27 protein-coding genes are annotated in these 24,011 nt (G+C 63.0%); 16 read left to right on the top strand and 11 right to left on the bottom strand.

Annotated features, from left to right (window positions below):
- Positions 1 to 483: 483 nt before the first annotated feature.
- Positions 484 to 705, top strand: a complete 222-nt coding sequence (locus N5J71_RS15385; protein WP_255312120.1) for a multicopper oxidase domain-containing protein — start codon at positions 484 to 486, stop codon at positions 703 to 705.
- Positions 706 to 723: 18 nt separating this feature from the next.
- Positions 724 to 1,386, top strand: a complete 663-nt coding sequence (locus N5J71_RS15380; protein WP_003461997.1) for an SCO family protein — start codon at positions 724 to 726, stop codon at positions 1,384 to 1,386.
- On the opposite strand, the gene N5J71_RS15375 is transcribed toward N5J71_RS15380, so the two are convergent.
- The 9 genes from N5J71_RS15375 to N5J71_RS15335 form a co-directional block, all read right to left on the bottom strand.
- Positions 1,372 to 1,554, bottom strand: a complete 183-nt coding sequence (locus N5J71_RS15375; RefSeq protein ID WP_241198158.1) for a hypothetical protein — start codon at positions 1,552 to 1,554, stop codon at positions 1,372 to 1,374. The genes N5J71_RS15380 and N5J71_RS15375 overlap by 15 nt on opposite strands.
- 270 nt (positions 1,555 to 1,824) lie before the next feature.
- Entirely contained in the window at positions 1,825 to 2,271 is a 447-nt protein-coding gene (locus N5J71_RS15370) for a c-type cytochrome domain-containing protein (protein WP_003461995.1), read from the bottom strand.
- Between the two features lie 155 nt (positions 2,272 to 2,426).
- Positions 2,427 to 3,590: an EAL domain-containing protein gene (locus N5J71_RS15365; RefSeq protein WP_279917179.1), complete on the bottom strand. Its 1,164-nt coding sequence runs from the start codon at positions 3,588 to 3,590 to the stop codon at positions 2,427 to 2,429.
- 84 nt (positions 3,591 to 3,674) lie between these two features.
- A complete protein-coding gene (locus N5J71_RS15360; protein ID WP_279917178.1) occupies positions 3,675 to 3,992 on the bottom strand; it encodes a hypothetical protein in 318 nt (105 codons plus the stop codon).
- A complete protein-coding gene (locus tag N5J71_RS15355; protein ID WP_003461989.1) occupies positions 3,989 to 4,348 on the bottom strand; it encodes a phage holin family protein in 360 nt (119 codons plus the stop codon). Before N5J71_RS15355 ends, N5J71_RS15360 begins: the two co-directional genes overlap by 4 nt.
- An 8-nt stretch (positions 4,349 to 4,356) precedes the next feature.
- On the bottom strand, positions 4,357 to 4,674 hold the full coding sequence (locus N5J71_RS15350; protein ID WP_003461988.1) for an ElaB/YgaM/YqjD family protein: 318 nt from the start codon (positions 4,672 to 4,674) through the stop codon (positions 4,357 to 4,359).
- Positions 4,675 to 5,056: 382 nt separating this feature from the next.
- The gene (locus N5J71_RS15345) at positions 5,057 to 5,776 is read right to left on the bottom strand and encodes a glycerophosphodiester phosphodiesterase (RefSeq protein ID WP_003461985.1); all 720 of its coding nucleotides are present in this window, start codon (positions 5,774 to 5,776) and stop codon (positions 5,057 to 5,059) included.
- A gap of 2 nt (positions 5,777 to 5,778) precedes the next feature.
- The gene (locus N5J71_RS15340) at positions 5,779 to 6,081 is read right to left on the bottom strand and encodes a hypothetical protein (protein WP_003461984.1); all 303 of its coding nucleotides are present in this window, start codon (positions 6,079 to 6,081) and stop codon (positions 5,779 to 5,781) included.
- Between the two features lie 19 nt (positions 6,082 to 6,100).
- Positions 6,101 to 6,667 carry a PilZ domain-containing protein gene (locus N5J71_RS15335; RefSeq protein ID WP_003461983.1) on the bottom strand — a complete coding sequence of 189 codons (567 nt, stop codon included), beginning with the start codon at positions 6,665 to 6,667 and terminating at the stop codon, positions 6,101 to 6,103.
- A 292-nt stretch (positions 6,668 to 6,959) separates the two neighbouring features.
- Between N5J71_RS15335 and N5J71_RS15330 the strand changes: the two genes are divergently transcribed.
- The 3 genes from N5J71_RS15330 to N5J71_RS15320 are packed head-to-tail and all read left to right on the top strand — an operon-like array spanning position 6,960 to position 10,157.
- The gene (locus N5J71_RS15330; protein ID WP_003461982.1) at positions 6,960 to 8,207 is read left to right on the top strand and encodes a lipoprotein-releasing ABC transporter permease subunit; all 1,248 of its coding nucleotides are present in this window, start codon (positions 6,960 to 6,962) and stop codon (positions 8,205 to 8,207) included.
- Between the two features lie 4 nt (positions 8,208 to 8,211).
- Complete coding sequence (lolD, locus tag N5J71_RS15325) at positions 8,212 to 8,913, top strand: lipoprotein-releasing ABC transporter ATP-binding protein LolD (protein WP_279917177.1); 702 nt, start codon at positions 8,212 to 8,214, stop codon at positions 8,911 to 8,913.
- Entirely contained in the window at positions 8,913 to 10,157 is a 1,245-nt protein-coding gene (locus N5J71_RS15320; protein ID WP_012018147.1) for a lipoprotein-releasing ABC transporter permease subunit, read from the top strand. The genes lolD and N5J71_RS15320 overlap by 1 nt, the downstream gene beginning before the upstream one ends.
- 34 nt (positions 10,158 to 10,191) lie before the next feature.
- Here N5J71_RS15320 and N5J71_RS15315 read toward each other — a convergent pair whose 3' ends face one another.
- On the bottom strand, positions 10,192 to 10,719 hold the full coding sequence (locus tag N5J71_RS15315) for a DUF2062 domain-containing protein (RefSeq protein WP_279917176.1): 528 nt from the start codon (positions 10,717 to 10,719) through the stop codon (positions 10,192 to 10,194).
- A gap of 126 nt (positions 10,720 to 10,845) precedes the next feature.
- Here N5J71_RS15315 and N5J71_RS15310 point away from each other — a divergent pair, with 126 nt between their 5' ends.
- The 8 genes from N5J71_RS15310 to murB are packed head-to-tail and all read left to right on the top strand — an operon-like array spanning position 10,846 to position 17,641.
- A complete protein-coding gene (locus N5J71_RS15310) occupies positions 10,846 to 13,071 on the top strand; it encodes a DNA internalization-related competence protein ComEC/Rec2 (RefSeq protein WP_279917175.1) in 2,226 nt (741 codons plus the stop codon).
- Between the two features lie 56 nt (positions 13,072 to 13,127).
- Positions 13,128 to 13,760 carry a flagellar polar localization protein PocA gene (locus N5J71_RS15305; protein WP_039964821.1) on the top strand — a complete coding sequence of 211 codons (633 nt, stop codon included), beginning with the start codon at positions 13,128 to 13,130 and terminating at the stop codon, positions 13,758 to 13,760.
- Positions 13,757 to 14,185 carry a flagellar polar localization protein PocB gene (locus N5J71_RS15300; protein WP_003461976.1) on the top strand — a complete coding sequence of 143 codons (429 nt, stop codon included), beginning with the start codon at positions 13,757 to 13,759 and terminating at the stop codon, positions 14,183 to 14,185. The genes N5J71_RS15305 and N5J71_RS15300 overlap by 4 nt, the downstream gene beginning before the upstream one ends.
- A 1-nt stretch (position 14,186) precedes the next feature.
- A complete protein-coding gene (gene lpxK / locus N5J71_RS15295; RefSeq protein WP_003461971.1) occupies positions 14,187 to 15,188 on the top strand; it encodes a tetraacyldisaccharide 4'-kinase in 1,002 nt (333 codons plus the stop codon).
- A gap of 22 nt (positions 15,189 to 15,210) precedes the next feature.
- Entirely contained in the window at positions 15,211 to 15,396 is a 186-nt protein-coding gene (locus N5J71_RS15290; RefSeq protein WP_003461970.1) for a Trm112 family protein, read from the top strand.
- On the top strand, positions 15,397 to 16,161 hold the full coding sequence (kdsB, locus tag N5J71_RS15285; RefSeq protein WP_003461969.1) for a 3-deoxy-manno-octulosonate cytidylyltransferase: 765 nt from the start codon (positions 15,397 to 15,399) through the stop codon (positions 16,159 to 16,161).
- Positions 16,161 to 16,625, top strand: a complete 465-nt coding sequence (locus tag N5J71_RS15280; RefSeq protein WP_003461968.1) for a low molecular weight protein-tyrosine-phosphatase — start codon at positions 16,161 to 16,163, stop codon at positions 16,623 to 16,625. The genes kdsB and N5J71_RS15280 overlap by 1 nt, the downstream gene beginning before the upstream one ends.
- Positions 16,622 to 17,641: a UDP-N-acetylmuramate dehydrogenase gene (murB, locus tag N5J71_RS15275; protein WP_003461965.1), complete on the top strand. Its 1,020-nt coding sequence runs from the start codon at positions 16,622 to 16,624 to the stop codon at positions 17,639 to 17,641. Before N5J71_RS15280 ends, murB begins: the two co-directional genes overlap by 4 nt.
- 127 nt (positions 17,642 to 17,768) lie before the next feature.
- Here the strand turns inward: murB and rne are convergent, their stop codons facing one another.
- The gene (gene rne, locus N5J71_RS15270; RefSeq protein ID WP_143509213.1) at positions 17,769 to 20,837 is read right to left on the bottom strand and encodes a ribonuclease E; all 3,069 of its coding nucleotides are present in this window, start codon (positions 20,835 to 20,837) and stop codon (positions 17,769 to 17,771) included.
- Positions 20,838 to 21,416: 579 nt separating this feature from the next.
- On the opposite strand from rne, the gene rluC reads away from it, so the two are divergent.
- From rluC to sppA, 3 genes are all read left to right on the top strand, one after another.
- Positions 21,417 to 22,370: a 23S rRNA pseudouridine(955/2504/2580) synthase RluC gene (gene rluC, locus N5J71_RS15265; protein WP_039964819.1), complete on the top strand. Its 954-nt coding sequence runs from the start codon at positions 21,417 to 21,419 to the stop codon at positions 22,368 to 22,370.
- Positions 22,363 to 23,058 carry an HAD-IA family hydrolase gene (locus tag N5J71_RS15260; protein WP_003461958.1) on the top strand — a complete coding sequence of 232 codons (696 nt, stop codon included), beginning with the start codon at positions 22,363 to 22,365 and terminating at the stop codon, positions 23,056 to 23,058. Before rluC ends, N5J71_RS15260 begins: the two co-directional genes overlap by 8 nt.
- Positions 23,048 to 24,011, top strand: a 964-nt coding sequence (gene sppA / locus N5J71_RS15255; protein ID WP_279917174.1) for a signal peptide peptidase SppA, incomplete at its 3' end; no start/stop codon positions are given. The genes N5J71_RS15260 and sppA, both read left to right, overlap by 11 nt.

Raw genomic sequence — 24,011 nt, 5'->3', positions numbered from 1 at the left:
TAATGGGAAGTCAATAAATTGTCTTTTCTGCATATGCTTAACGATTATATTGGACTTGTTTGTAAGAAAGTGACATGTATTTGACTGTTTGCGATTGGCGAGTTTAAGTGACACCTGTGGTTGCTTGTTATTTGACGGAGTGTGGTGAAGGAGAGGGCTTCGCATACCGGCAGTAGAGGTTGCTGGGGTGAACGTCATGGACAGCTTGCCATTGTGCCGGACCATGCACCCCGTATCAGCGAGGCGCAGCTGCCACGCCTTCATTGTTCATCTACCTATTTCCCGTGCACCGACCTTGCTGGAGCCGAGTCGACTCGCTCTGGCGTGCTGGCCCTATGGGCTGTCTGGTCGTTGGTAGTTGTCTCGGCCTGGAGGCCTCAGTCGAGTCGACCGTTTTTCAGACGACGTGCGTATATCGTCCGTGTGCGGGTTAACGCATGGGAGCTGTACAGCGTGGATGACGGCTAGGATCACCCCGTCCATATCCATTTCGAGGAGGGCTGTCTGCTGAGCAAGACCACCGATGGCAGGAATGTGGCGATTGCTGCGCATGAGAAGGGACGCAAGGACGTATTCAATATCACTGATCGTACTGTCCTTCGCGTGCTGATACGGTTTCGCGACTACAAGGGCAAGTACGTGATGCACTGCCACAACCTGATCCACGAAGACCACGCCATGATGCTGCGTTTTGACATCGTCTGAGCCAGCCGGAGGTTTGCCATGAATACGCGAAGAAAGGTACTGGCAGAGCTGGGCGTCGCTGTGTTCGGCTGGGCCGCCTGGCGCTCGGGCAGCAGCGTGCAGCAACCGGCTGCGCCGCTGGCCGGGGTGGGCGGTACACGCTTTCCCAATGTCCCGCTGCTGACCCACGAGGGGCGTGAAGTGCGCTTCTACGACGACCTGGTGCGTGGCAAGGTGGTGGCGATCAATATGATGTATGCCCAGTGGAGTAACAGTTGTCCGGCTACCACCGCCAACCTGCGTCTGGTGCAGGAGATGCTCGGCGAGCGCGCCGGGCGCGATGTGCACCTGTATTCGCTGACGCTGCAGCCGGAGCTGGACAGTCCCGAGCGTTTGCGCGAGTACGTCGAGCGTCATCATATCGGTCCCGGCTGGCAGTTTCTCACCGGCGCGCGCGCCGATATCGAACAACTGCGCCGCGCCCTGGGTTTCTATGACGTCGACCCGGTGGTGGACCTCAACGATCTGAGTCATACCGGCATGCTGCGCATCGGCAACGACGCACTGGACCGCTGGACCATGGCGCCGTCGCTGACTGATGCCGCGCAGATACTGCCCACCATCAATCATGTCGACAGCAAGGTGGTGCACACCGCCTATCGCCCGAGTGACGCACCTGCCGAGCAGTTAGCGCAGGCGTAGACGTTCTACTTGCACACGGCCGCCGGCATCGAGGCGGCCGCGTACCTGCACGTAGGCGCCGGGGTGCGGCGCATCGTCCAGGCGCGTGCGCGCGTCGATCAGTAGCGCCAGACCGTCCAGCCTGCCGGCATCATCCAGGCGGCCATGCAGACGTACTCGGGCGTCCACCGGCACGGTTGCTGGCTGCCCGGCAGCGTGCGCCTTGTTCGATCCAGGCCACGATCAGATCGATTTCCGCATCGGTGAGATAGGGCAGGGCCGTCGTACGGCATGCGCGGTCGCGCCTGGCCGCGAATACGCCGCACCAGCTCGCTGGCTACAGGGTTGCCGGGCACCACGCGGGCGCGCTCGCCGCTGGCCAGCGGTCGCTGCGTAGGATGACAGTAGATAACCCTCGGGAACCGCGCCCATCAAGCCGCTGGCGGAATGGCAGGTAGCTCAGCGGCGCAGCAGGATAGCTTCGACGTGTCGGTAGTCGACCACCTCGTCGAGGCTTGGGACGGCGGCGGCAGGCCGGGTCATGCTTTCGTTGCCTGCTGGCAGGTCGGCGTTTATCCAGCGTTCGACCATGGCGATCTCGGCGGCTTCGAGAAATGGCGGGCCGCTCAGCGGCATGCGCGGTTGGCTGCTGCCCGTCAGGCGGCGCAGCAGCTCGCTGCCGGCAGCATCGCCAGCGTGGACCACCGGCCCGCGCTGGCTGCCGCGCAACAGATTTTCCAGGCTGTCCAGGCGCAGGCCCAGCGGGGCCTGCGCGCCGCTGTGGCAAACCAGGCAGCGGTTGGCCAGTAGCGGAGCGATGTCGTCGTGGTAGGTCGGGGATGCGGCGGCCAGCACACTGGCGCTGAGCAGCAGTAGGGTGAGCAGGCGCAGGGCTAGCCAGAGCATAAGCGCAGCCTCGAAGACTGGGGCAGATCATTCAGCCGTTCGGCGCGAGGCTTCTGTGGGCACGGATGTATCCGAGGTGCGTCTGGCTCGAGGCGCGCCTTGTTCGACTGTGCCGAGAGAAGTCCGATAGCCTGTTGCTAAGCCTAGCTGCGTACTCAGAAACCGGCGGCGTCGATGTCCACCAGCAGTAGGCGACGACCATTGTCGATGAACTGCCCGGCGGTCAGGCAGTACTGGTTGGTGGTGGCGTCGCGGTAGGTGGTGGAGAGCGTCAGGCGCCGCTCTTCCCAGCCTTCGGCCAGCAGTTGATAGAAGTAGGGGCGCCATGACCAGTTATGCCCAAGGTAGCGTTCATCGGCCTGCCAGATGTTCTGGCGCCACTGCAGGTTGGGTGTGAGCTGGGTGCCGTGGCGGTCGCACTGATAGATGCGCAACAGCCAGGGATAGTTGTCCGGCGCCTCAAGGCTCGTTGCCGGGGCGCCGCTTTCGGCCCAGAAGCGGAGTTCGGACATCAATTCGGCCAGTTGCTGGCGCAGGCTGACCAGGCGCGCGCGCTCGGCGAGTTTCTGCTGTACATAGCTGTCACGCAGGCGCGCGAAACGGCCGACGAAGGCGTCGCTGGCGAACAGTTCCTCCTCCGGCCTGGCGAACAGGAACCCCTGGACGTAACGGGCGCCGCACTCCAGGGCGAAGTTCAACTCGGCTTCGGTTTCCACCCCTTCGGCGATGATCCAGCAACCGGTCTTTTCGGCCATCTGGGCCAGCGCCTTGACCACTTCGCCGCTAGGGCCGCCGCGAGCGGCTTCCTGGAACAGGCGCATGTCCAGCTTGAGGATGTCCGGTTGCAGTGCCAGCACGCGGTCGAGCTGCGAATAGCCAGCGCCGAAATCGTCGATAGCGATGCGCGCGCCAGCGTCGCGGTAGCGCGCCACCACGTCGGGTAAGCGCTGGCTGGCACCGCCCAGCTCGGTGATCTCGAAGACGATGCGCGCAGGGTCGATACCGCTGCGCTGCAGTTGAATCAGGCTGGGCAGTGGCTGTGCCGGGCGCAGGCGGCTGATCCAGCGTGGTGAAATGTTCAGGCTGAGGAACCAGTCCGCCGGAGCCTGGTGGAAGCGCTGCAGGGCATCCTCGCGTACCTGGCGGTCGAGGCGGCGCAGGGCTGCTGGCGGTGTTTTCGGGTCGGCGAACAGCGGCCCGGCCGAGCGCACCTGGCCCTCGGCATCGCGTAGTCGCGCCAAGGCCTCGACGCCTGCGATTCGGCCGGTGGCGGTGTCGATAAAGGGTTGGAAGACGGCAAAAGGCAGTCCGTCGATCACCTGGGATTTCCTTAGCGCTCAGCGGTTGAGCCACCAGATGGTGGCAGAGTGGCTCAACCTAGCAAGATCGCGGCCAGCCCAGGTCTAGACCAAAGGTGAGCGCCCGCGCGTACCATGTTGCGCGCGCCGCAGCAGCGGCATGACGATCAACGCCAGGCGCAGCCAGCGGCGCCAGCCGCGTTTACGGCCAAGCAGCCCGGCCAGAGCCAGCACCCCGCCAGTGAGCAAAAAGGGTGCATTGCCCTGGCGCAGCCGCTGCCCGTACTCGCGTACCTGTTGCAGTGGATGAGTGATCTGCAGGATTTCATGACGCAGTTCCTGGCGATGCATTTCCAGGCGCATGCGCAGCACGGCTTTACGAAGTTCACGGCGCGAGGCGCCAGGAGGCAGGGTCGGCGTCATGGCAGCAGTTGCTCGCGGTCACGTTGCAGTTCTTCAAGGCTGGCGCTGAACGGCGGCTCGGCGTTGCGCAGACTGGTCAGCAGCCAGGCGCCGCAACCGAGCAGACCAAAACCGTAGAACAGGCACAGGCCGGTGGCGACTGCCAGGCGGTGCGTATCCCAGTAGATGATCAGCAGCAGAGCGGACAGACCTATCAGCAGGAGCAGGGCGAAGGCCAGGCACAGACCGCCAAGGAGCAGCGCACGCAGTGCCTGGTCGCGTTGGTCTTCGAGTTCATGGGCCAGCAGCGCCACGTGGCCCTGGAGCAGGCCCAGCAGGGCTGCTCCCAGGCGCCGTGGCGAGGGGCCGTTGGACATGGGCGCTGTCAACGGCGGCTGATCAGCAGGCCGAGCACCAGGCCGATAGCGGCCGACAGGCCGAGCGCCTGCCACGGGTGTTTGTGCACGTAATCCTCGGTGGCGTCGACGGCGATCTTGCCCTGTTCGCGCAGGCCGGACTCGGCTTTGTGCAAGGTGTCACGGGCACGGTCAAGACTGCTGCGAATGTCATCGCGCAGCGCTTCGGCCTGTTCACCAGCCAGGCTGGCGGAATGTTGCAGGAGCTTCTCGGTGTCGCTGACCAGAGCCTGGAATTCATCCAGCAGGGCGTCCTTGGTGCTTGGAGTAGCGGCTTTGCGTGGCATGGTGAGGAGTCCTCTGCGTTGGGTATGTACTGTTTACGAGTGCTATGCAGCGTGAGGGTTCCGCAAGAATAGTCGTGAAGTGACCGGTTTGGTGTTTGGTATAGCGATTGCATTTTGCTGGTGCGCGAAGGTCGCGAAATGCCCTGTGATGGGGCCTTCTCGATGCGGCTCAGGATGGTCAATTTCGCGCATAGCCATTTGATTAACAAGAAATAAGCATCGATCAGTCGATCTTTGGTGGCGCCATTTTGGGGCCGCCAAACGGCACTTTTCGAGGGCGCGCTGCATGTGCTGGCTGCATTGTGTTCGTAGCCCGGGCTGTTCTGGCTTGCTCGCCTCTCCCGCTTGCGGGAGAGGGGCCGGGGGGGGAGGGCGCTAAGGCTCAGCCGCGCAGCGTCTGCACCGCGATGCCGGGGAAGTCGGTGATGATGCTGTCGACACCGAAGTCGGCCAGGCGGCGCATCAGCGCCGGCTCGTTGACCGTCCATACCGACACGTGCAGTCCTTGCTTCTGCGCCTTGAGCAGGCGCTCCGGGGTGCACAGCGTCCAGTTCAGCGCCAGCAGGTGGCAGTCGTAATGCGCCGCTACTTTCAGTGGGTCGAGCCAGGCGTACTCGGCAACCAGACCGAGCTGCAACTGCGGGGTCAGTTCGCGCGCGGCCTTGAGTACCTCCCGCGAGCTGGAGGTGATGGTGATCTGCTCACGCAGGCCGAAGCGCTCGACCAGCTCCGAGATGGCCAGCACGGTGCGCGCGGCGCGCACTTTCGAGGCGCTTTTCACCTCCAGCTGCCAATGCTCGAACTTGCACTGCTGGAACAATTCTTCCAAGCGCGGAATGGGGCAGGGGCGCACCCAGCCTGGGCCGCCCTTGCGTGCATCGTATTTGATCAGCTCGGCGGCGTCGTGTTCGACCACCTTGCCGCGCAGACCGGTGGTGCGCTTGAGCGTCGGGTCGTGGATCACCATCAGTTCGCCGTCGCGCGACAGATGCAGATCCAGCTCGCAGCGGTCGACGCCGTGTTCCAGGCAGCGCTGGAAACTGGCCAGGGTATTTTCCGGGGCTTCGCCCTTGGCGCCGCGATGGCCGTAGATGAGAGTCACTGTTACTCCTTGGCGGTGTCGAGGTGACGTGGCTGGTGATGGCGCACGCTGTTGATCACGTGATCGTATTCGAAATAGACGCTGAAATCGCGGTAGTCCCAGCGTGTGATCGGCGGCTGGCCGACGGGCTTGTGCTCTTCATCGGCCAGGCCGAAACGCTCCAGTACCGCACGCTTGGACTGGCCTCTATGCGGCAGGTTGCTGGCGTCGAGATCGGCACCCTGGCTGCCCAGGGGAATGGTCAGGGTGTCGGCCAACAGAGCAGTAGGGGCGAGTAGGGTGAGGAGCAGTGCGAGACGATACATAGCGGTTCCTTGGCGAGTGTCATTCGCGGGCTTGGCGACGCTCCAGAGCCTGCTTCTGCAGGATATGCCGAGCCAGTAACTGGCGCTGTGCGTCGGTCAACGCTTCGAACTCGGTGCCGATCTCGAATTGGCCGTCCGCGCGTTGGCTGCAGTGCACCACCTGACCACGCAGCAGGAGGCCGAGTGCTTGTGGCATAAGCACCATCTTGATCGCCAGATGGCTGCCCGGCGCCACGGGCTGGGCGTTATTGAAGCTGATACCGCCTTCGGACAGCGATACCTGGCGTGGTGCACCGATGTCCCGTAGCAGGCTTTGCGCCACAGCCTGGCCGAGCAGGTCGATGCGTTTGTTGATCACCTTCAGGTAGTTGGCCAGGGTACGGTCGCGCTCAGTGATATGGCGCAGCAGATGCTGGGATTCGAAGTCCATCAGGTGCAGGTCGCTGAGCAGGTTGAACAGCGGCGATGGATCGTGGAGCGCGTCGCTGGCATGGGCCTCGGCCCCCGACAGCAGGCTGAATTCCAGTGCGATCGTATCGTCGATACGATAGTATTCGCGGCGATCATCTACATCGTTAGTCGACATGGCGAACCCATGAAAGCGGTGGTGGTCGAAGACCCTGTTGAAAGTCTCGCGAACTGGATGCGTGCCAGGCAAGTGTCGTCGAACAAGCCTCGGTTACGAATGGTAAACGAGCATTGCTCGCTTCGCTCGCCCCTTCGGGGCCACACTGAAGCGCGCTGGTCATAAGCGACTTTCCAAGTGTCTTTAACGCAGCATGCCCGATACGCAGCAGGCTTTGAGTTGCTTCTGAGTGTAAGGCTGCTGACCTGGCCCTGCCACAAGGACGTTTTTTCTTTTCCCGAATCTCTCCGACATGTTCAGACCTCTGTTCGTATTCATCGGTACGCGCTACACGCGGGCCAAGCGTCGCAACCACTTCGTCTCCTTCATTTCCCTGACGTCCATGCTCGGCCTCACCCTCGGGGTGATGGTAATGATCCTGGTGCTGTCGGTGATGAATGGTTTCGACCATGAAATGCGCACTCGGGTGCTGGGGATGATTCCTCACGCCACGGTCGAATCGCCGACCCCGGTCAGCGACTGGCCGGCATTGGCGCGACAGGTCGAGCGCCATCCGCGCGTCGAGGCGCTGGCACCCTTCACTCAGATGCAGGGCCTGCTGACACACGACGGCAAGGTGCAGAAGGTGCTGATCAATGCCATCGATCCTGAGCAGGAACGCAAGGTGTCGATCATCGACGGTTTCTTCCAGCAGGGCAGTCTCGACAGCCTGCAGCCTGGCGATTTCGCCATGGTCATCGGCGACAAGGCGGCGGCCAAGCTGGGCCTGAAGCTGGGTGACAAGGTCACCTTCGTCGCGCCTGAAGTCACGGTAACACCCGCCGGCATGTTCCCGCGTCTGAAGCGCTTTACCGTGACCGGCATCTTCCACGTCGGTGCTGGCGAGATCGATGGTGCACTGGCTCTGGCCAACATCAGTGACCTGGCGCGCCTGCAGCGCTGGAAGCCGGATCAGGTGCAGGGCTTGCGCCTGAAGTTCGATGATCTGTTCCAGGCACCGCGCAGTGCCTGGGAGATCGCCCAGACTCTCGACGGCGATTTCTATGCCCGCGACTGGACCCGTACCCACGGCAACCTTTACCAGGCCATTCGCATGGAGAAGACCATGATCGGTCTGCTCCTGCTGCTGATCGTCGCGGTGGCCGCGTTCAATATCATTTCCACCCTGGTGATGGTGGTGACCGACAAGAAGGGCGACATCGCCATCCTGCGCACCCTCGGCGCCACGCCGCGGCAGATCATGGCCATCTTCATGGTACAGGGCACGGTGATCGGTGTGGTCGGCACCTTGATCGGCGCCGTGCTGGGGATTCTCGCAGCGCTCAACGTCAGCAGCCTGATCGCCGGCATCGAGCGTCTGCTGGGCATCAAGTTTCTCAATGCCGATGTCTACTTCATCGATTACCTGCCCTCGCAACTGCAGAGCGCCGACGTGGTGATGGTCTGTACCGCGGCGTTGCTGCTGAGCTTCTTCGCCACCCTGTATCCAGCCTGGCGTGCTGCGCGTACCCAGCCGGCCGAGGCCCTGCGCTATGAGTGAGTCCATGAACCAGAACGCCATGAAACAGCACAATGCCGTGCTCAGTTGTCGCAACCTGAGCAAGCGTTACGACGAGGGTCCCGAGTCGGTGGTGGTGCTCGATGGCCTCGAGCTGGAACTCTTCCCCGGTGAACGTGTGGCCATCGTCGGCAGCTCCGGCTCCGGCAAGAGCACCCTGTTGAACATGCTTGGCGGCCTGGATACGCCCAGCGAAGGCAGCGTGTGGCTGGCCGGCGAGCAACTCTCGGCGCTGAGCGAGACCGCACGAGGTCTGCTGCGCAACCGCGCGCTGGGCTTCGTCTACCAGTTTCACCACCTGCTGGCCGAATTTACCGCGCTGGAAAATGCCTGCATGCCGCTGCTGATCGGCAAGACGTCGATCAGCGAAGCGCGTGACCGTGCCACCAAGCTGCTCGAGCGAGTCGGGCTTGGGCATCGTCTCAATCACAAACCGTCCGAACTGTCCGGTGGTGAGCGTCAGCGCGTGGCCATTGCCCGTGCCCTGGTCAACCGCCCAGGGCTGGTGCTGCTCGATGAGCCCACCGGTAACCTCGACCAGCACACCGCTGAAGGCATTCAGGAGCTGATGCGCGAACTCAGCCGCGACTCCAACACCGCGTTCCTGGTGGTGACCCACGACATGCAGCTGGCCCGCCAGATGGATCGCGTGCTCAGCCTGCAGGACGGCAAGCTGGTGGCCCTCTAATGTTTCGTCCGCTGAGTATCTTCATCGGCGCTCGCTACACACGGGCCAAGCGCCGCAACCATTTCATCTCCTTCATTTCGCTGACTTCGATGATCGGTCTGGCACTCGGCGTGCTGGCGATGATCGTGGTGCTGTCGGTGATGAACGGCTTCCAGAAGGAAATGAGCTCGCGCATTCTCGGCATGGTGCCGCACGCCATGCTCTATGGTGCCGAGCCGGTTGCCGACTGGCGCGCCCTGGCGGCAAAGGCCATGGCCAATCCGCAGGTGCAGGCAGCTGCGCCTTATGCCGAGCTGGAGGGCATGCTTTCGCATCGCGGCACGATGCAGCCGATCCAGATCCACGGTATTGATCCGGCCGAGGAGGGCAAGGTGTCGATCCTGCCCGAGCATATCCGTCAGGGCAGCCTGAACAATCTGCAGCCCGGTGAGTTCGGCGTGGTGATTGGTGATATCACTGCGCGTCGTTTTGGCCTGCAGGTGGGCGATAAGCTGACGCTGATCATTCCCGAGCTGAGCAGTGCACCTGGTGGCGTCACCCCGCGCATGCAGCGGCTGAACGTGGCAGCGGTATTCAAGGTCGGCGCCGAGTTGGACAGCTCGCTGGCGCTGATCAACGTCGCCGATGCGGCAGCGATGCAGCGCCTGCCGGAGGGCACTGTGCCGGGCATTCGCCTGGCGCTGAAGGACCTGTATCAGGCGCCGCAGGTGTCCAAGGCGCTGCAGGCGCAGCTGGGCGCCGATTACCGTGCCGACGACTGGACCCACACCCAGGGCAGCCTGTTCAGCGCGATGAAGATGGAGAAGACCATGATCGGTCTGCTGCTCTTGCTGATCGTCGCGGTGGCAGCCTTCAATATCATCGCCACGCTGATCATGGTGGTCGCCGACAAGGGCGGCGATATCGCCATCCTGCGTACGCTGGGCGCCACACCACGGCAGATCATGGCGATTTTCATGGTGCAGGGCTCGGTGATCGGCCTCGTCGGCACCCTGATCGGCACGGTATTCGGCTTGCTTGCGGCGCTGAATGTCAGTGCACTGGTGGCCTGGCTGGAATCCTTCGCCGGACAGCAGGTGCTGAGCTCCGACGTGTATTTCATCAGCAGCCTGCCGTCTGATCTGCAGTGGCTGGATGTGGTGCTGATCTGTTCGGCGGCATTGATTCTGAGCTTCCTCGCCACGCTCTACCCATCCTGGCGGGCAGCGCAAGTACAGCCAGCCGAAGCGCTACGTTACGAGTAAGCATAAAAAAGCCGTCGATTTCGACGGCTTTTTTTCAGTGACGTTGTTGGTGAAGCTTTTCCTGGCGCTTGCGCCAGCTGCGCTGGACCCACCAGCGCCAGTAGAGCATGGTCAGGACGTAGCCCAGTGCCGCGAGGATGATTCCCGCGACGAAGGAACCCAGGTACAGCGGCTTCCACAGCACCGCTACCTCGGCCGTGATCCATTCCAGGCTCAGCGTCTCCGGCATGCGCACCGGCGGTGTCTGCATGATCCACGCGCCCAGTTTGTAGGTGCAATAGAAAATAGGCGGCATGGTGATGGGGTTGGTCAGCCAGACCAGACCGATGGAGATCGGCAGGTTGGCGCGCAGCGGAATGGCGACGGCGGCGGCGGCCAGCATCTGCATCGGCATTGGGATCATCGCCCAGAACAGTCCGATGGCCATGCCGCGTGCTACCGAGTGACGATTGAGATGCCACAGGTTGGGATCGTGAATCAGCTTGCCGAGAAAACGCAGGGACTTGTTACCCTTGATGCTGTCGGGGTCGGGCATGTAGCGTTTGAATAAGCGACGCGGCATGAAGAGTCTCTGAGCAGGCAAAAGCACCGCTATTATGCATGCTTTGCGCATGAGCGGCGTTTCCATATTGTGACCGGAGGTGAGCGTCGGACGCGCCCGCCGTAGCTCGATGAGCAGGGAGGATGAATGCGAACAGGGATGTTGGCGCTGGCCCTGGGCTTGCTCACGCTGCGTTTTTTGCCGGCTTTGCCGCCCGGCTGGCTGTTAGCGATTGCAGCCTGTGCCGGCCTGGCACTGTTGCTATCGCGCCTTTATCCGCTGGGCTTCTTTCTGCTCGGGCTGGCCTGGGCGTGCAGTTCGGCGCAATCGGCGCTGGATGATCGCCTCGCTGCACAACTCGATGGTCGTACCCTATGGCTGGAGGGGCGGGTGGTGGGCTTACCCGAAGTCTCCGAGGGTGTCGTGCGCTTTTTGCTGGAGGAGGCCCACTCGCGACGTGCCGAGTTGCCGCAAAGGCTGCGCGTGGCCTGGTATGGCGGGCCGACGGTGCAAGGCGGCGAGCGCTGGCGGCTGGCGGTCAATCTCAAGCGCCCGCACGGTCTGGTCAATCCGCAGCGTTTCGACTACGAGGCCTGGTTGTTGGCGCAGCGGATCGGCGCTACGGGTACGATCAAGTCAGGTGAGCGCCTGTCATCCGCGACAGGATTGGGCAGTTGGCGTGACAGCCTGCGTCAGCAATTGCTGGCTGTGCCGGCCTTTGAGCGGCAGGGCGCCATTGCGGCGCTGGTTCTGGGCGATGGTTCGGGTCTGAGCACAACAGACTGGCGCCTGCTTCAGCACACCGGAACGGTGCATCTGATGGTTATCTCGGGGCAGCACATCGCGCTGCTGGCCGGGTTTCTCTATGGCCTGGTGGCACTGCTGGCGAAGCTCGGTGCCTGGCCCAGGCGCCTGCCCTGGCTGCCCTGTGCTTGTGCCTTGGCCCTGAGTGGAGCCTTGCTCTACGGTTTTCTGGCTGGTTTCGAGGTGCCGGTGCGCCGAGCCTGTGTGATGGTCGCGCTGGTGCTGCTATGGCGTATGCGTTTTCGCCATCTGGGCGCCTGGTGGCCGCTGCTGCTGGCCTTTATCGTGGTTCTGCTGCTGGAACCACTGGCGTCCTTGCAGCCGGGGTTCTGGTTGTCGTTTTCGGCAGTGGCGATTCTGGTGCTGGTATTCGCTGGTCGTCTCGGTCTCTGGGGGTGGTGGCGTGGCCTGACGCGCGCACAGTGGACCATGGCCATCGGCCTGTTGCCGATGATGCTGATCCTCGGTCTGCCGGTGAGCAGTAGTGGGCCACTGGCCAATCTGATTGCCGTGCCCTGGGTGGGCATGCTGGTCGTGCCTCTGGCGTTGTTGGGGGCTTTGCTGTTGTCTGTCCCGTGGCTGGGTGAAGGCGTGCTGTGGCTGGCCGGTGGTGCATTGCACCTGTTGTTCGAACTGCTCGGCGCCATTGCTGCCTGGCTACCGGCCTGGCTGCCCAGCAACCTGCCGCTGTGGGCCTGGCTATTGGCTGCGGCTGGCGCGTTGCTGCTTCTGCTACCGGCTGGTGTGCCCTTGCGCTGGCCCGGCATCGCGCTGCTATTGCCGGCATTGTTTCTGCCGGCGCCGCAGTTGGACGACGGGCGTGCCGACATCTGGGTGCTGGATGTAGGGCAGGGGCTGGCCGTGCTGGTGCGCACCCGGGAGCACGCATTGCTTTACGATGCCGGGCCGCGTTTTGGCGATTTCGATACCGGTGAGCGTATTGTCCTGCCCTCGTTGCGGGCGCTGAACCTCAGGCAGCTCGACGTGATGCTGCTCAGCCATGCCGATAACGATCATGCCGGTGGTGCGGCCGCGATCAAGGCCGGGATGCCGGTATCGAGGGTTGTCAGCGGTGAGCCGCAAAGGCTGGCCGATGCCCTCGGCGCCGAAGCGTGCGCGTCGGGGCAGAGCTGGCAATGGAACGAGGTGACCTTCAGGCTGTGGCAGTGGCAACGGGCCGGCTCCGGTAACCAGTTGTCCTGTGTACTGCAGATAGAGGCGGCGGGCGAACGCCTGCTGTTGACCGGCGATATCGACGTACAGGCCGAGCGGGCGCTGATGCAGGCTGACTTGCCCCTGGCCTCGCAGTGGCTACTGGCTCCCCACCACGGCAGCCGCACGTCATCCAGCCAGGCGTTCATCGATGCCGTCGCAGCGCGGCATGTGCTGATCACCCGCAGTCGCCACAACGCCTTCGGCCATCCTCACCCGCAGGTGCTTGCACGCTATCGCGCTGCGGGTGTCGAGGTGCATGACACGGCGTTGCACGGTGCCCTGCATATTCGCCTGGGGCAACATGGTACGGCGCGAGGGTTGCGAAGCGAGCCACGTTTCTGGCGGGAAAAATGAGAACGGCGGCGCCCTATGCTAGAGTGGCGCCACTTTTTCGAGGGGGATTCTCTACCGTGTGGGAACTGGTCAAAGCTGGCGGCTGGATGATGCTGCCGATCATTCTCTGTTCCATCGCTGCTGCCGGTATCGTTGCCGAGCGCCTGTGGACCCTGCGGCCCGCCCGCGTCACCCCGGCCAATTTGCTGGCTCAGGTGTGGCGCTGGATCAAGGACAAGAAACTCAACAACCAGAAGCTCAAGGAGCTGCGCGAGCATTCGCCGCTGGGGCAGATACTCGCTGCCGGCCTGGCCAACTCCAAGCATGGTCGCGAAATCATGAAGGAGTGCATCGAGGAGGCTGCCGCGCGCGTCATCCACGAGCTGGAGCGTTATCTCAATGCGCTCGGCACCATTGCCGGCATCGCGCCGCTGCTGGGCCTGCTTGGCACCGTGCTGGGCATGATCGAAATCTTCAGCTCCTTCATGGGCTCGGGCATGGCTAACGCTTCCATGCTCGCCAGCGGTATCGCCAAGGCGCTGATCACCACGGCAGCCGGCCTGATGGTGGCGATCCCAGCGCTGTTTTTCCACCGCTACCTGCAGCGCCGCGTCGACGAGTTGGTGGTGGGCATGGAGCAGGAAGCGATCAAGTTGGTGGAGATGGTGCAGGGTGATCGCGATGTCGACCTGGGCGAGGGCAAGGCGTGAAATTCCGGCGTAAACCGCGGGAGAACGTCGAGATCAACCTGGCCTCGTTGATCGACGTGGTGTTCATCCTGTTGCTGTTCTTCGTGGTCACCACTACCTTCACCCGCGAGACCCAGCTCAAGGTCGACCTACCGGAGGCCGCCAGCGGCACGCCGCCCGAGCAGACCGAGCTGAAACAGTTGGAAGTGTTGATCGCTGCCGACGGCGCGTTTTCGCTCAATGGCAAGGCACTGCTGGAAAGCAACCTGAGCAGTCTCATGGCTGCCTTGCAGAAGGAGTCCGACGGCGACAACAGCCTGCCGCTAATCATCAGCGCCGACGGCAAGACCCCGCACCAGGCGGTGATCACCGCCATGGACGCTGCCGGCAAGCTGGGCTTCTCGCACCTGCGCATCACCACGGTGGAAGCACAGGAAGCCCCCTGAAGTGAGCGCTGCTGATCGCTTGCTCGAGGCCTGGTACCGCGGTCACCCGGCGCTGACGCTGCTGCGGCCGCTGGAGTGGCTGTACCGTCGCGTGGTGCAGAGCAAGCGCACGCGTTTCCTGGCCGGTGAGGGTGATATCTATCGCGCCCCAGTGCCGGTGCTGGTGGTGGGCAACATCACCGTCGGCGGTACCGGCAAGACGCCGCTGATCCTCTTTCTCATCGAACATTGCCGCGCCCGTGGCCTCAAGGTCGGCGTGGTCAGCCGTGGCTATGGTGCCACGCCGTCGAGCCTGCCGTGGCGGGTGCGTGCCGATCAATCGGCCGCACAGGCCGGCGACGAGCCGCTGCTGATCGTCCAGCGTACAGGCGTGCCCTTGATGATCGACCCGGATCGCAGCCGCGCCGTACGTGCGCTGCTGGCCGAAGAATCGGTTGACCTGATCCTCTGCGACGATGGCCTGCAGCACTACCGGTTGGCGCGTGATCTGGAGCTGGTACTGATCGACGCCGCCCGTGGTCTGGGCAATGGGCGTTGCCTGCCCGCCGGGCCATTGCGCGAGCCAGTCGAGCGTCTGGCCGAGGTGGATGCCGTGTTGTTCAACGGCGCCGAAGCCGATAGTGCCGAGGGCTACGCCTTTCGCCTGCAGCCAACCGCGCTGGTCAACGTTGCCAGTGGTGAGCGTGTCGGCCTCGAGCACTTCCCGCCCGGTCAGGCGGTGCATGCGGTGGCCGGTATCGGTAATCCGCAACGTTTCTTCAATACCCTCGAAGCGCTAAACTGGCAGCCGGTTCCGCATCCCTTCGCCGACCATGCCCAGTACGATGCCACGCTGCTCAGCTTCGAGCCGTCGCTGCCGCTGCTGATGACGGAGAAGGATGCGGTGAAATGCCGGGCCTTCGCCGCCGCCGACTGGTGGTACCTGGCCGTCGACGCCGCGCCCACGCCGGCGTTCGTCGACTGGCTGGATGGAGAGCTGGCCCGCCTCATACCGGGGTCCTGATGACCCCAGCAAGGATTCCACCATGGACCTTAAACTGCTCGACATTCTCGCCTGCCCGATCTGCAAGGGCCCGCTGCAGCTTTCCAAAGACAAGACTGAACTGATCAGCAAGGGCGCTGGCGTGGCCTACCCGATCCGCGACGGCATTCCGGTGATGCTGGAAAGCGAAGCGCGCACCCTGACCCCCGATGAGCGTCTGGACAAGTAAATGAGCGCAGCCTTCACCGTCGTCATTCCTGCTCGTTACGCCTCCACCCGCCTGCCCGGCAAGCCGCTGCAGGACATCGCCGGCAAGCCCATGGTGCAGCATGTCTGGGAGCAGGCGAAGAAGAGTTCGGCCCAGCGCGTGGTCATCGCCACCGACGATGCGCGTATCGTCGAAGCCTGCCAGGCCTTTGGCGCCGAGGTGCTGCTGACCCGCGAGGATCACAACTCCGGCACCGACCGCCTGGCCGAAGTCGCCACCCAGCTCGGTTTGCCGGCCGACGCCATTGTGGTCAACGTGCAGGGCGACGAGCCGCTGATTCCGCCTGTGATCATTGATCAGGTGGCAGCCAACCTGGCGGCCAATCCGCAGGCCGGTATCGCCACCCTGGCCGAGCCCATCGAGGACGTCACCTCCCTATTCAACCCCAATGTGGTCAAGGTGGTGGCCGACAAGAGTGGCCTGGCGCTGACCTTCAGCCGTGCACCGCTGGCCTGGGCGCGCGATGCCTTTGCCAAGTGCCGCGATGTGCTGCCGCAAGGTGTGCCATACCGTCGCCACATTGGTATCTATGCCTACCGCGCGGGTTTTCTGCATGACTTCGTTGCCTGGGGCCCGTGCTGGCTGGAAGACACCGAGTGCCTGGAGCAGTTGCGCGCGTTGTATAACGGCGTGCGCATCCATGTCGCCGATGCGCTCGAAGCGCCGGCTGCTGGCGTGGATACCGCCGAAGACCTGGAGCGGGTGCGCCACCTGCTGGGGGCCTGATGAAGGTTCTGTTCGTTTGCCTGGGCAATATCTGCCGCTCGCCCACGGCTGAAGGCGTGCTGCGCCACAAGCTGCGTGCGGCAGGGCTGGACGGTCGTGTGCAGGTGGATTCCGCCGGCACTGGTGACTGGCACGTCGGCAAGGCGCCGGACAGTCGCACCCGTCAGGCCGCGTTGCGTCGGGGTTATGACTTGTCGGCGCTGCGTGCACGTCAAGTCGAGGCTGCTGACTTTCAACGTTTTGACCTGATCCTGGCCATGGACCAGAGCAATCTGCGCAATCTCAAGACGCTGCGCCCGGCGGCTGCTCGGGCTGATCTCGACCTTTATCTGCGTCGCTATGAACTGGCGTTGGATGAGGTGCCTGATCCCTACTACGGCGGCGACGATGGCTTCGAGCAGGTGCTGGATCTGATCGAGCAAGCCAGTGATGCGCTGCTGGTGGAAATCAAGGGGCGCCTGTGAGCCTGAATCTGCAGAGTGATGTGTCGCTCAAGGCCTTCAATAGCTTTGGTGTCGAGGTGCGTGCCCGGCATTTCGCCGCAGCCCACAACGATGACGAAGTGCGCGAGGCGCTACGCCTGGCCGGGCAGCAGGGCTTGCCGCTGCTGGTGATCGGCGGTGGCAGCAACCTGCTGCTGACCCGCGATGTCGAGGCGCTGGTACTGCGCATGGCCAGCCGTGGCATTCGTATCCTCGAGGACGACGGCGAGCAGGTGCTGGTGGAGGCCGAAGCCGGCGAGCCCTGGCATCCGTTCGTGCAATGGAGCCTGGCGCAGGGCCTCAATGGCCTGGAAAACCTCAGCCTGATTCCCGGTACCGTGGGCGCTGCGCCGATGCAGAACATTGGCGCCTATGGTGTGGAGATCAAGGATCTGTTTGCCGGCCTGACCGCTCTGGATCGGCACAGCGGCGAGCTGCGCGACTTCGCGCTGGAAGACTGTGCCTTCGCCTACCGCGACAGTCTGTTCAAGCGCGAAGCCGGGCGCTGGTTGATCCTGCGCGTACGTTTCCGCTTGAGCCGTCTGGCTGCACTGCGCCTTGACTACGGCCCGGTGCGCCAGCGCCTTGCGGAGATGGGCGTCGAAGTGCCGACCGCCACCGATGTCAGTCGAGCGATCTGCGCCATCCGCAGCGAAAAGCTGCCAGATCCCACCGAGCTGGGTAATGCCGGCAGCTTCTTCAAGAATCCGCTGGTTTCGTTCGAGCTGGCCGAGCGCATTCGCGCCGAGCGTGCCGATCTGGTCAGCTATCCGGCTGGTGATGGCCTGGTCAAACTGGCGGCTGGCTGGTTGATCGAGCGGGCAGGGTGGAAAGGCTTTCGCGAGGGCGATGCCGGCGTGCATCGTTTGCAGGCGCTGGTGCTGGTCAATTACGGCAAGGCCACGGGCGCGCAACTGCTGCAGCTGGCGCAGCGTATCCAGAGCGATGTATTCGAGCGCTTCGGTGTTGAGTTGGAGATCGAGCCCAACGTGCTCTGAACTGTAGGCAGGGCGTGATCCGCTGCCTGCCGCTCCCGGATTGCATCCGGCTACGCTTCTGCAGCGCCAGACACGGAAATGAAAAAGGGGATGCCTAGGCATCCCCTTTTTACTTACCGCAGGAGGATCAAGCCTGGGGCTTGACCTCCTCCTTGTCGGCTGGCGTTTCTTCTTCCGGCTGCGCTTGCTCTACCGCATCGCTCACGCGTTGCTCGCTTACGACAGAGGTGGCTTCGGCTTCAGCGACCGGCTCGACTACAGGAGCTGTTTCGACTACAGCGGCTTCGGCTTCTGCCGGGGCGCTTGCTTCAGCGACCGGAGCGGCGTCGACTACTGGGGCAGCTTCTACAGCCGGGGCTGCAGCGGCGGCCTGTGCAGCTTCGCGCGCCAGGCGCTCAGCTTCACGCTGACGACGACGCACTTCACGCGGGTCGTTCGGTGCGCGGCCAGTGGCATTGGCCGGAACCGCTGCGGCAGCAGGTGCTTGCTCGACCGGTGCCGGAGCAGGCTCCTGGGCAACTTCGACAGTCGGCTCAGCTTGAGCGACCGGCTCGGCAACTGGCGCTTCAACGGCAGCAGGGGTTTCGACTGCGGCCGGTTCTGCCTCAACCGCTTTCTCTGCGACCGGAGCAGCTTCAGCCACTTCACTCACAGCAGCCTCGGCTTGCGCCTCGACCGGTTGAGCAGCAGGGGCTTCTTCAACCTGAACAGACGGGGCTTCGACGGCCGGGGCTTCGCTGACCGGAGCCTCGCTGGCAACGGCTTCGCTGCTGTCGACGCTTTCTGCAACCACGGCAGCGGCAGTAGCCACGGCGACCGGGGTGACGGTCTGAGCGTCGTTACCGGCAGCTTCGCTGTTCTCGGCGCTCTCGATCAGGTTGCCATCGGCATCACGCTGACGTTCGCGACGATTGCTGCGACGACGCTGACCGCGGGAACGGCGACGTGGGCGCTCGCCATCGTTGCTGTCCTGCTCGTCGTCCTGCAGTTGCTCTTCGTTCGGCAGTGCTTCGTCCTGCAGGGCCTCGGTTTGCTCGGCACGCGGCTGACGCTCTTCACGCGGTTGACGCTGACGCTCCTGACGTTCACCACGCGGCTGGCGCTCGGCACGCTCTTCGCGTTGCTCGTTACCAGCATCGGCATCGGTATCGGCTGCGATAGGTTCACGCAGTTCACGCACGCGCTCTTCACGCGGGGCGCGTTCTTCGCGCGGCTTGCGCTCACGGCGATTTTCCTGACCTTCGCGCGGCTCACGTGGGGCGCGCTCTTCACGCGGTTGACGCTCTTCGCGAGGTTGGCGTTCTTCACGCGGTTCACGGGCCTGACGTTCTTCACGCGGGGCGCGCTCTTCACGAGGTTTGCGCTCGTCATCGCGGCGACCGCCACGGTTACGGCTCTGCTGACGACCGTTGCGGCGCTCTTCACGCGGCGGACGCTCGTTGCTTTTCTTCTCGACGACTGCGGGCTTGGCTTCTTCTTCCTTGCCGGCGAACAGGCTGACCAGCGATTTCACCAGGCCTTTGAACAGGCTTGGCTCTGGCGCCTTGCTCGGAGCCAGCGGGGTCTGTGGCTCGGCAGCGACCGGAGCGCTGCTGCGCGGTGCGGCCTTGATCGCGGCTTCCTGGCGAACCAGAGTGCGCGTGGCAGCGGCCGGCTGGGCGGCGGTTTCTTCGGTTTCCGCAGTGGCGGCGATTTCGTAGCTGGTCTGGCCGCTCAGGGCTTCCGGGCTGTCGTCACGCAGGCGCTGCACTTCGAAATGCGGGGTTTCCAGGTGATCGTTCGGCAGGATCACGATACGCGCACGGGTGCGCAGTTCGATCTTGGTGATCGAGTTGCGCTTCTCGTTGAGCAGGAAGGCGGCGACCGGGATCGGTACCTGAGCGCGGACTTCGGCGGTGCGATCCTTCAGCGCTTCTTCTTCGATCAGGCGCAGGATGGCCAGCGACAGGGATTCGACGTCGCGGATGATGCCTTGACCGTTGCAACGCGGGCAGACGATGCCGCTGGTCTCGCCGAGGGACGGACGCAGGCGCTGACGGGACATTTCCAGCAGGCCGAAGCGCGAGATGCGGCCGACCTGGACGCGGGCGCGGTCGGCTTCCAGGGCTTCACGCACCTTCTCTTCGACGGCGCGCTGGTTCTTGGCCGGGGTCATGTCGATGAAGTCGATGACGATCAGGCCGCCGATGTCGCGCAGGCGCAGCTGGCGGGCGATTTCCTCGGCCGCTTCCAGGTTGGTCTGCAGCGCGGTTTCCTCGATGTCGCTGCCCTTGGTGGCGCGCGCCGAGTTGATGTCGATGGAAACCAGGGCTTCGGTCGGGTCGATGACGATGGAACCACCGGACGGCAGTTTCACTTCACGCTGGAAGGCGGTTTCGATCTGGCTTTCGATCTGGAAGCGGTTGAACAGCGGCACGCTGTCTTCGTACAGCTTGATCTTGCTGGCGTACTGCGGCATCACCTGCTGGATAAAGGACAGCGCTTCTTCCTGGGCTTCGACGCTGTCGACCAGCACTTCGCCGATGTCCTGGCGCAGGTAGTCGCGGATGGCGCGGATGATGACGTTGGATTCCTGATAGATCAGGAACGGGGCAGGGCGGCTGGTGGAGGCTTCCTTGATGGCGCTCCACAGTTGCAGCAGGTAGTCGAGGTCCCACTGCATTTCTTCGCTGGAGCGGCCCAGGCCGGCAGTGCGCACGATCAGACCCATGTCGGCCGGAGCGTTGAGGCCATTCAGCGCTTCACGCAATTCGTTGCGCTCTTCGCCTTCGATACGGCGGCTGATGCCACCGGCACGCGGGTTATTCGGCATCAGCACCAGGTAACGGCCGGCCAGGCTGATGAACGTGGTCAGGGCTGCGCCCTTGTTGCCGCGTTCTTCTTTCTCGACCTGGACGATGACTTCCTGGCCTTCCTTGAGCACGTCCTTGATGTTGACGCGGCCGCCTTCAGGAGACTTGGAGAAATATTCGCGGGAGATTTCTTTGAGGGGGAGGAAGCCGTGGCGTTCGGAGCCGAAGTCGACGAAGGCGGCTTCGAGGCTGGGTTCAACGCGGGTGATGCGGCCTTTGTAGATGTTGGCCTTTTTTTGTTCACGGGCGCCGGACTCGATGTCCAGGTCGTAGAGTTTTTGGCCATCTACCAGGGCAACACGCAACTCTTCAGGCTGAGTCGCGTTAATTAGCATTCTTTTCATGTGGTACCAATGGGTTCCGGGGCTAGCGGAAGCCACGTTAGGCACACACGACTCTCAGGGTCGGTGTCAGGCGCGTCAGAAACGGTCGTAAATCGTTCCACTGTCTAGCGACGGTCAGCCATTATCGGGCCGCGGTCGCGACGGACGTCTCCTGCTTGCTGTGGTGACAGAAAGCACTCAGTCAGGAAGAGGAATCAACTGGCGGTAGCGGACGAGATGAGGCGTCTTTGATCAAGCGATATGCTACGCAGTCCGACAGTTGTACATCTCCACCCTACACGTATCGCTGAAAATCGGGTGCCGCGCGCGGATTCCGCAGCGGTTGTCAGTTACCGCGACCGCCCGGTGGGCGAATCGCGCATCATACTCAAGGCTTTATTTCCGAAGTCTTCGTGGCCTTTTGCGGCCTTTCTAACCTGAAGAATCCGTCGGACGGCCTCACGTCCAAATACGTTTGCGCGGGCAGGGGATGGCAAGTTTGGCATTCATCCGCAAGCCAGGCCGCTTTTGGCGGCGTTCGCGACTATAGCAGCAATGATTAAGTGCTTCAATTCCATAAAAAATTGTTATGATTGCGCAATGACTACTCCCGCCTCTCCAACCTCCGGCGTTCAGCTGATCGAGGTTGCACCGGATCTCGCCGGCCAACGCATCGACAACTTCCTCAGGACACAGCTCAAGGGCGTGCCCAAGACCCTGATTTACCGCATTCTGCGCAAGGGCGAAGTGCGGGTTAACAAGGGGCGGATCAAGCCCGAATACAAACTCCAGGCTGGTGACGTGGTGCGCGTGCCGCCGCTGCGCCTGGCTGAGCGCGATGAGCCCGAGCCGCTGGCGCAGGGGCTGCTGCAGCGCCTCGAAGCCGCCATCGTTTATGAGGACAAGGCGCTGATCGTGCTGAACAAGCCGGCCGGTATCGCCGTGCATGGCGGCAGCGGTTTGAATTACGGAGTGATCGAGGCGTTTCGCCAGTTGCGTCCCGATGCCAAGGATCTGGAACTGGTGCATCGTCTCGATCGCGATACGTCAGGCCTGCTGATGATCGCCAAGAAGCGCAGCATGCTGCGCCACCTGCACGAAGCGCTGCGCGGCGATGGCGTGGACAAGCGCTATATGGCGTTGGTGCGTGGCCACTGGGCGACTGCCAAGAAGCAGATCGCCGCGCCGCTACTGAAAAGCAACCTGCGCTCCGGCGAGCGTATGGTCGAGGTGAATCCCGAGGGCAAGGAGGCGCTCACGGTATTTCGCGTGCTGCGCCGTTTCGGTGAGTTCGCCACGCTGGTCGAAGCCAGGCCGATCACTGGTCGTACCCATCAGATTCGTGTGCATGCCCAATATGCGGGGCATGGTATCGCCGGCGACAGCAAATACGGCGACGACGACTTCTCCCGCGAGATTCGCGAGCTGGGCGGTAAGCGCCTGTTCCTGCATGCCTATGAGTTGCACGTGCCGCTGCCCGATGGTGGCGTGCTGAAGCTCGAGGCTCCGGTGGATGAGATGTGGGCGAAGACCCTGGAGCGTCTGAGTGTCTGATTATCAGCTACTGATTTTCGATTGGGACGGCACGCTGGTGGATTCCATCGGCCGTATCGTCGAGGCCATGCACCGTGCTGCCGATGTGGCGTGCGTGCCGCGCTGCACGGATGTTGCGGTGCGCGGGATCATTGGTCTGGAGCTGGGTGTGGCGATTCGCACGCTTTACCCGGAACTCGATGAGCCGCTGCGAATCGAAACCATCCGGCGTGCCTACAGCGAGCAGTATCTGGCGCTGGAAACCGAGCCGTCGCCACTGTTCGAGGGTGTGCGCGAGTCGCTCGAGGTCTTTCGAGATCAGGGTTATCGTCTTGCCGTGGCCACTGGCAAGGGGCGCAAGGGGTTGCATCGGGTGCTGGCTGACAAGGGTTGGCTGGATTACTTCGATATCACCCGTTGCGCCGACGAGACGGCGAGCAAGCCTGATCCGCTGATGCTGCATGAGATTCTTGCACATTGCCGGGTGCAGCCCGAGCGCGCGCTGATGGTGGGGGATTCGACCTTCGACCTGCTGATGGCGCGCAATGCCGGGATGGATGCCGTGGCGGTAGGTTTCGGTGCGCAGCCGTTGTCGGTGCTGCGCGAGTGCTCGCCGCGTTTGACGATCAATGAATTCAATGAGCTGCGTGCGTGGCTGGAAGGCCGTCAGGCGCAGCGTCCTGCAGAGGTGAGTGAGCATGTCGGATGAGTGGAAGTCATCGTCTTTGTCTGGCGAGGATGCCAAAAGCTGGAAGTTGCTGGAGAAGGCGCTGTTGTCCAGTGTTCAGGAGCAGCGTCGCTCGCGGCGCTGGGGCATCTTTTTCAAGCTGCTGACCTTCATTTACCTGTTTGGTGCGCTGGCGTTGGTGTTGCCAGCGCTCAACCTGAAGTCGGCCTCGACCACCACTGCACATACGGCATTGATCGACATTCGCGGCATGATCGCTGATCGTGAAGAGGCCAGTGCTGACAAGGTGGTGGGCAGTCTGCGCGCCGCCTTCGAGGACACCAATACCAAAGGTGTGATCCTGCGCATCAATAGCCCGGGCGGCAGCCCGGTGCAGTCCGGCTACATCTATGACGAGATCCGTCGTTTGCGCGGCGAATATCCGCAGACCAAGGTCTATGCGGTAATCAGTGATCTGGGTGCCTCCGGTGCCTACTACATTGCCAGTGCGGCTGATGAGATCTATGCCGACAAGGCCAGTCTGGTCGGCTCTATTGGTGTCACGGCGGCCAGCTTCGGTTTCGTCGAAGCCATGGAGAAGCTTGGTGTGGAGCGTCGCGTCTACACCTCGGGTGAGCACAAGGCGTTTCTCGATCCGTTCCAGCCGCAGAAGGAAGAGGAAACCCGCTTCTGGAAAGGGGTGCTGGAGACCACGCATCGCCAATTCATCGAAAGCGTGAGGCAGGGGCGCGGTGAGCGTCTCAAGGCGGACGAGTATCCCGAACTGTTCTCGGGTTTGGTCTGGTCGGGCGAGCAGGCGCTGCAGCTGGGGTTGGTCGATGCGTTGGGCAGTGCCAGCTATGTGGCGCGCGAGGTGATTGGCCAGAAAGAGATGGTCGACTTCACTCAGCGTGATACGCCATTTGATCGCTTCGCCAAGCGTCTGGGTACCAGTGTGGCGGATCGAATCGCGTTGTGGATGGGCTTTCAGGGGC

Source organism: Ectopseudomonas oleovorans, from assembly GCF_029845265.1.
Taxonomy (GTDB): domain Bacteria; phylum Pseudomonadota; class Gammaproteobacteria; order Pseudomonadales; family Pseudomonadaceae; genus Aquipseudomonas; species Aquipseudomonas oleovorans.
This window is presented reverse-complemented; position numbering and strand designations above follow the sequence as displayed.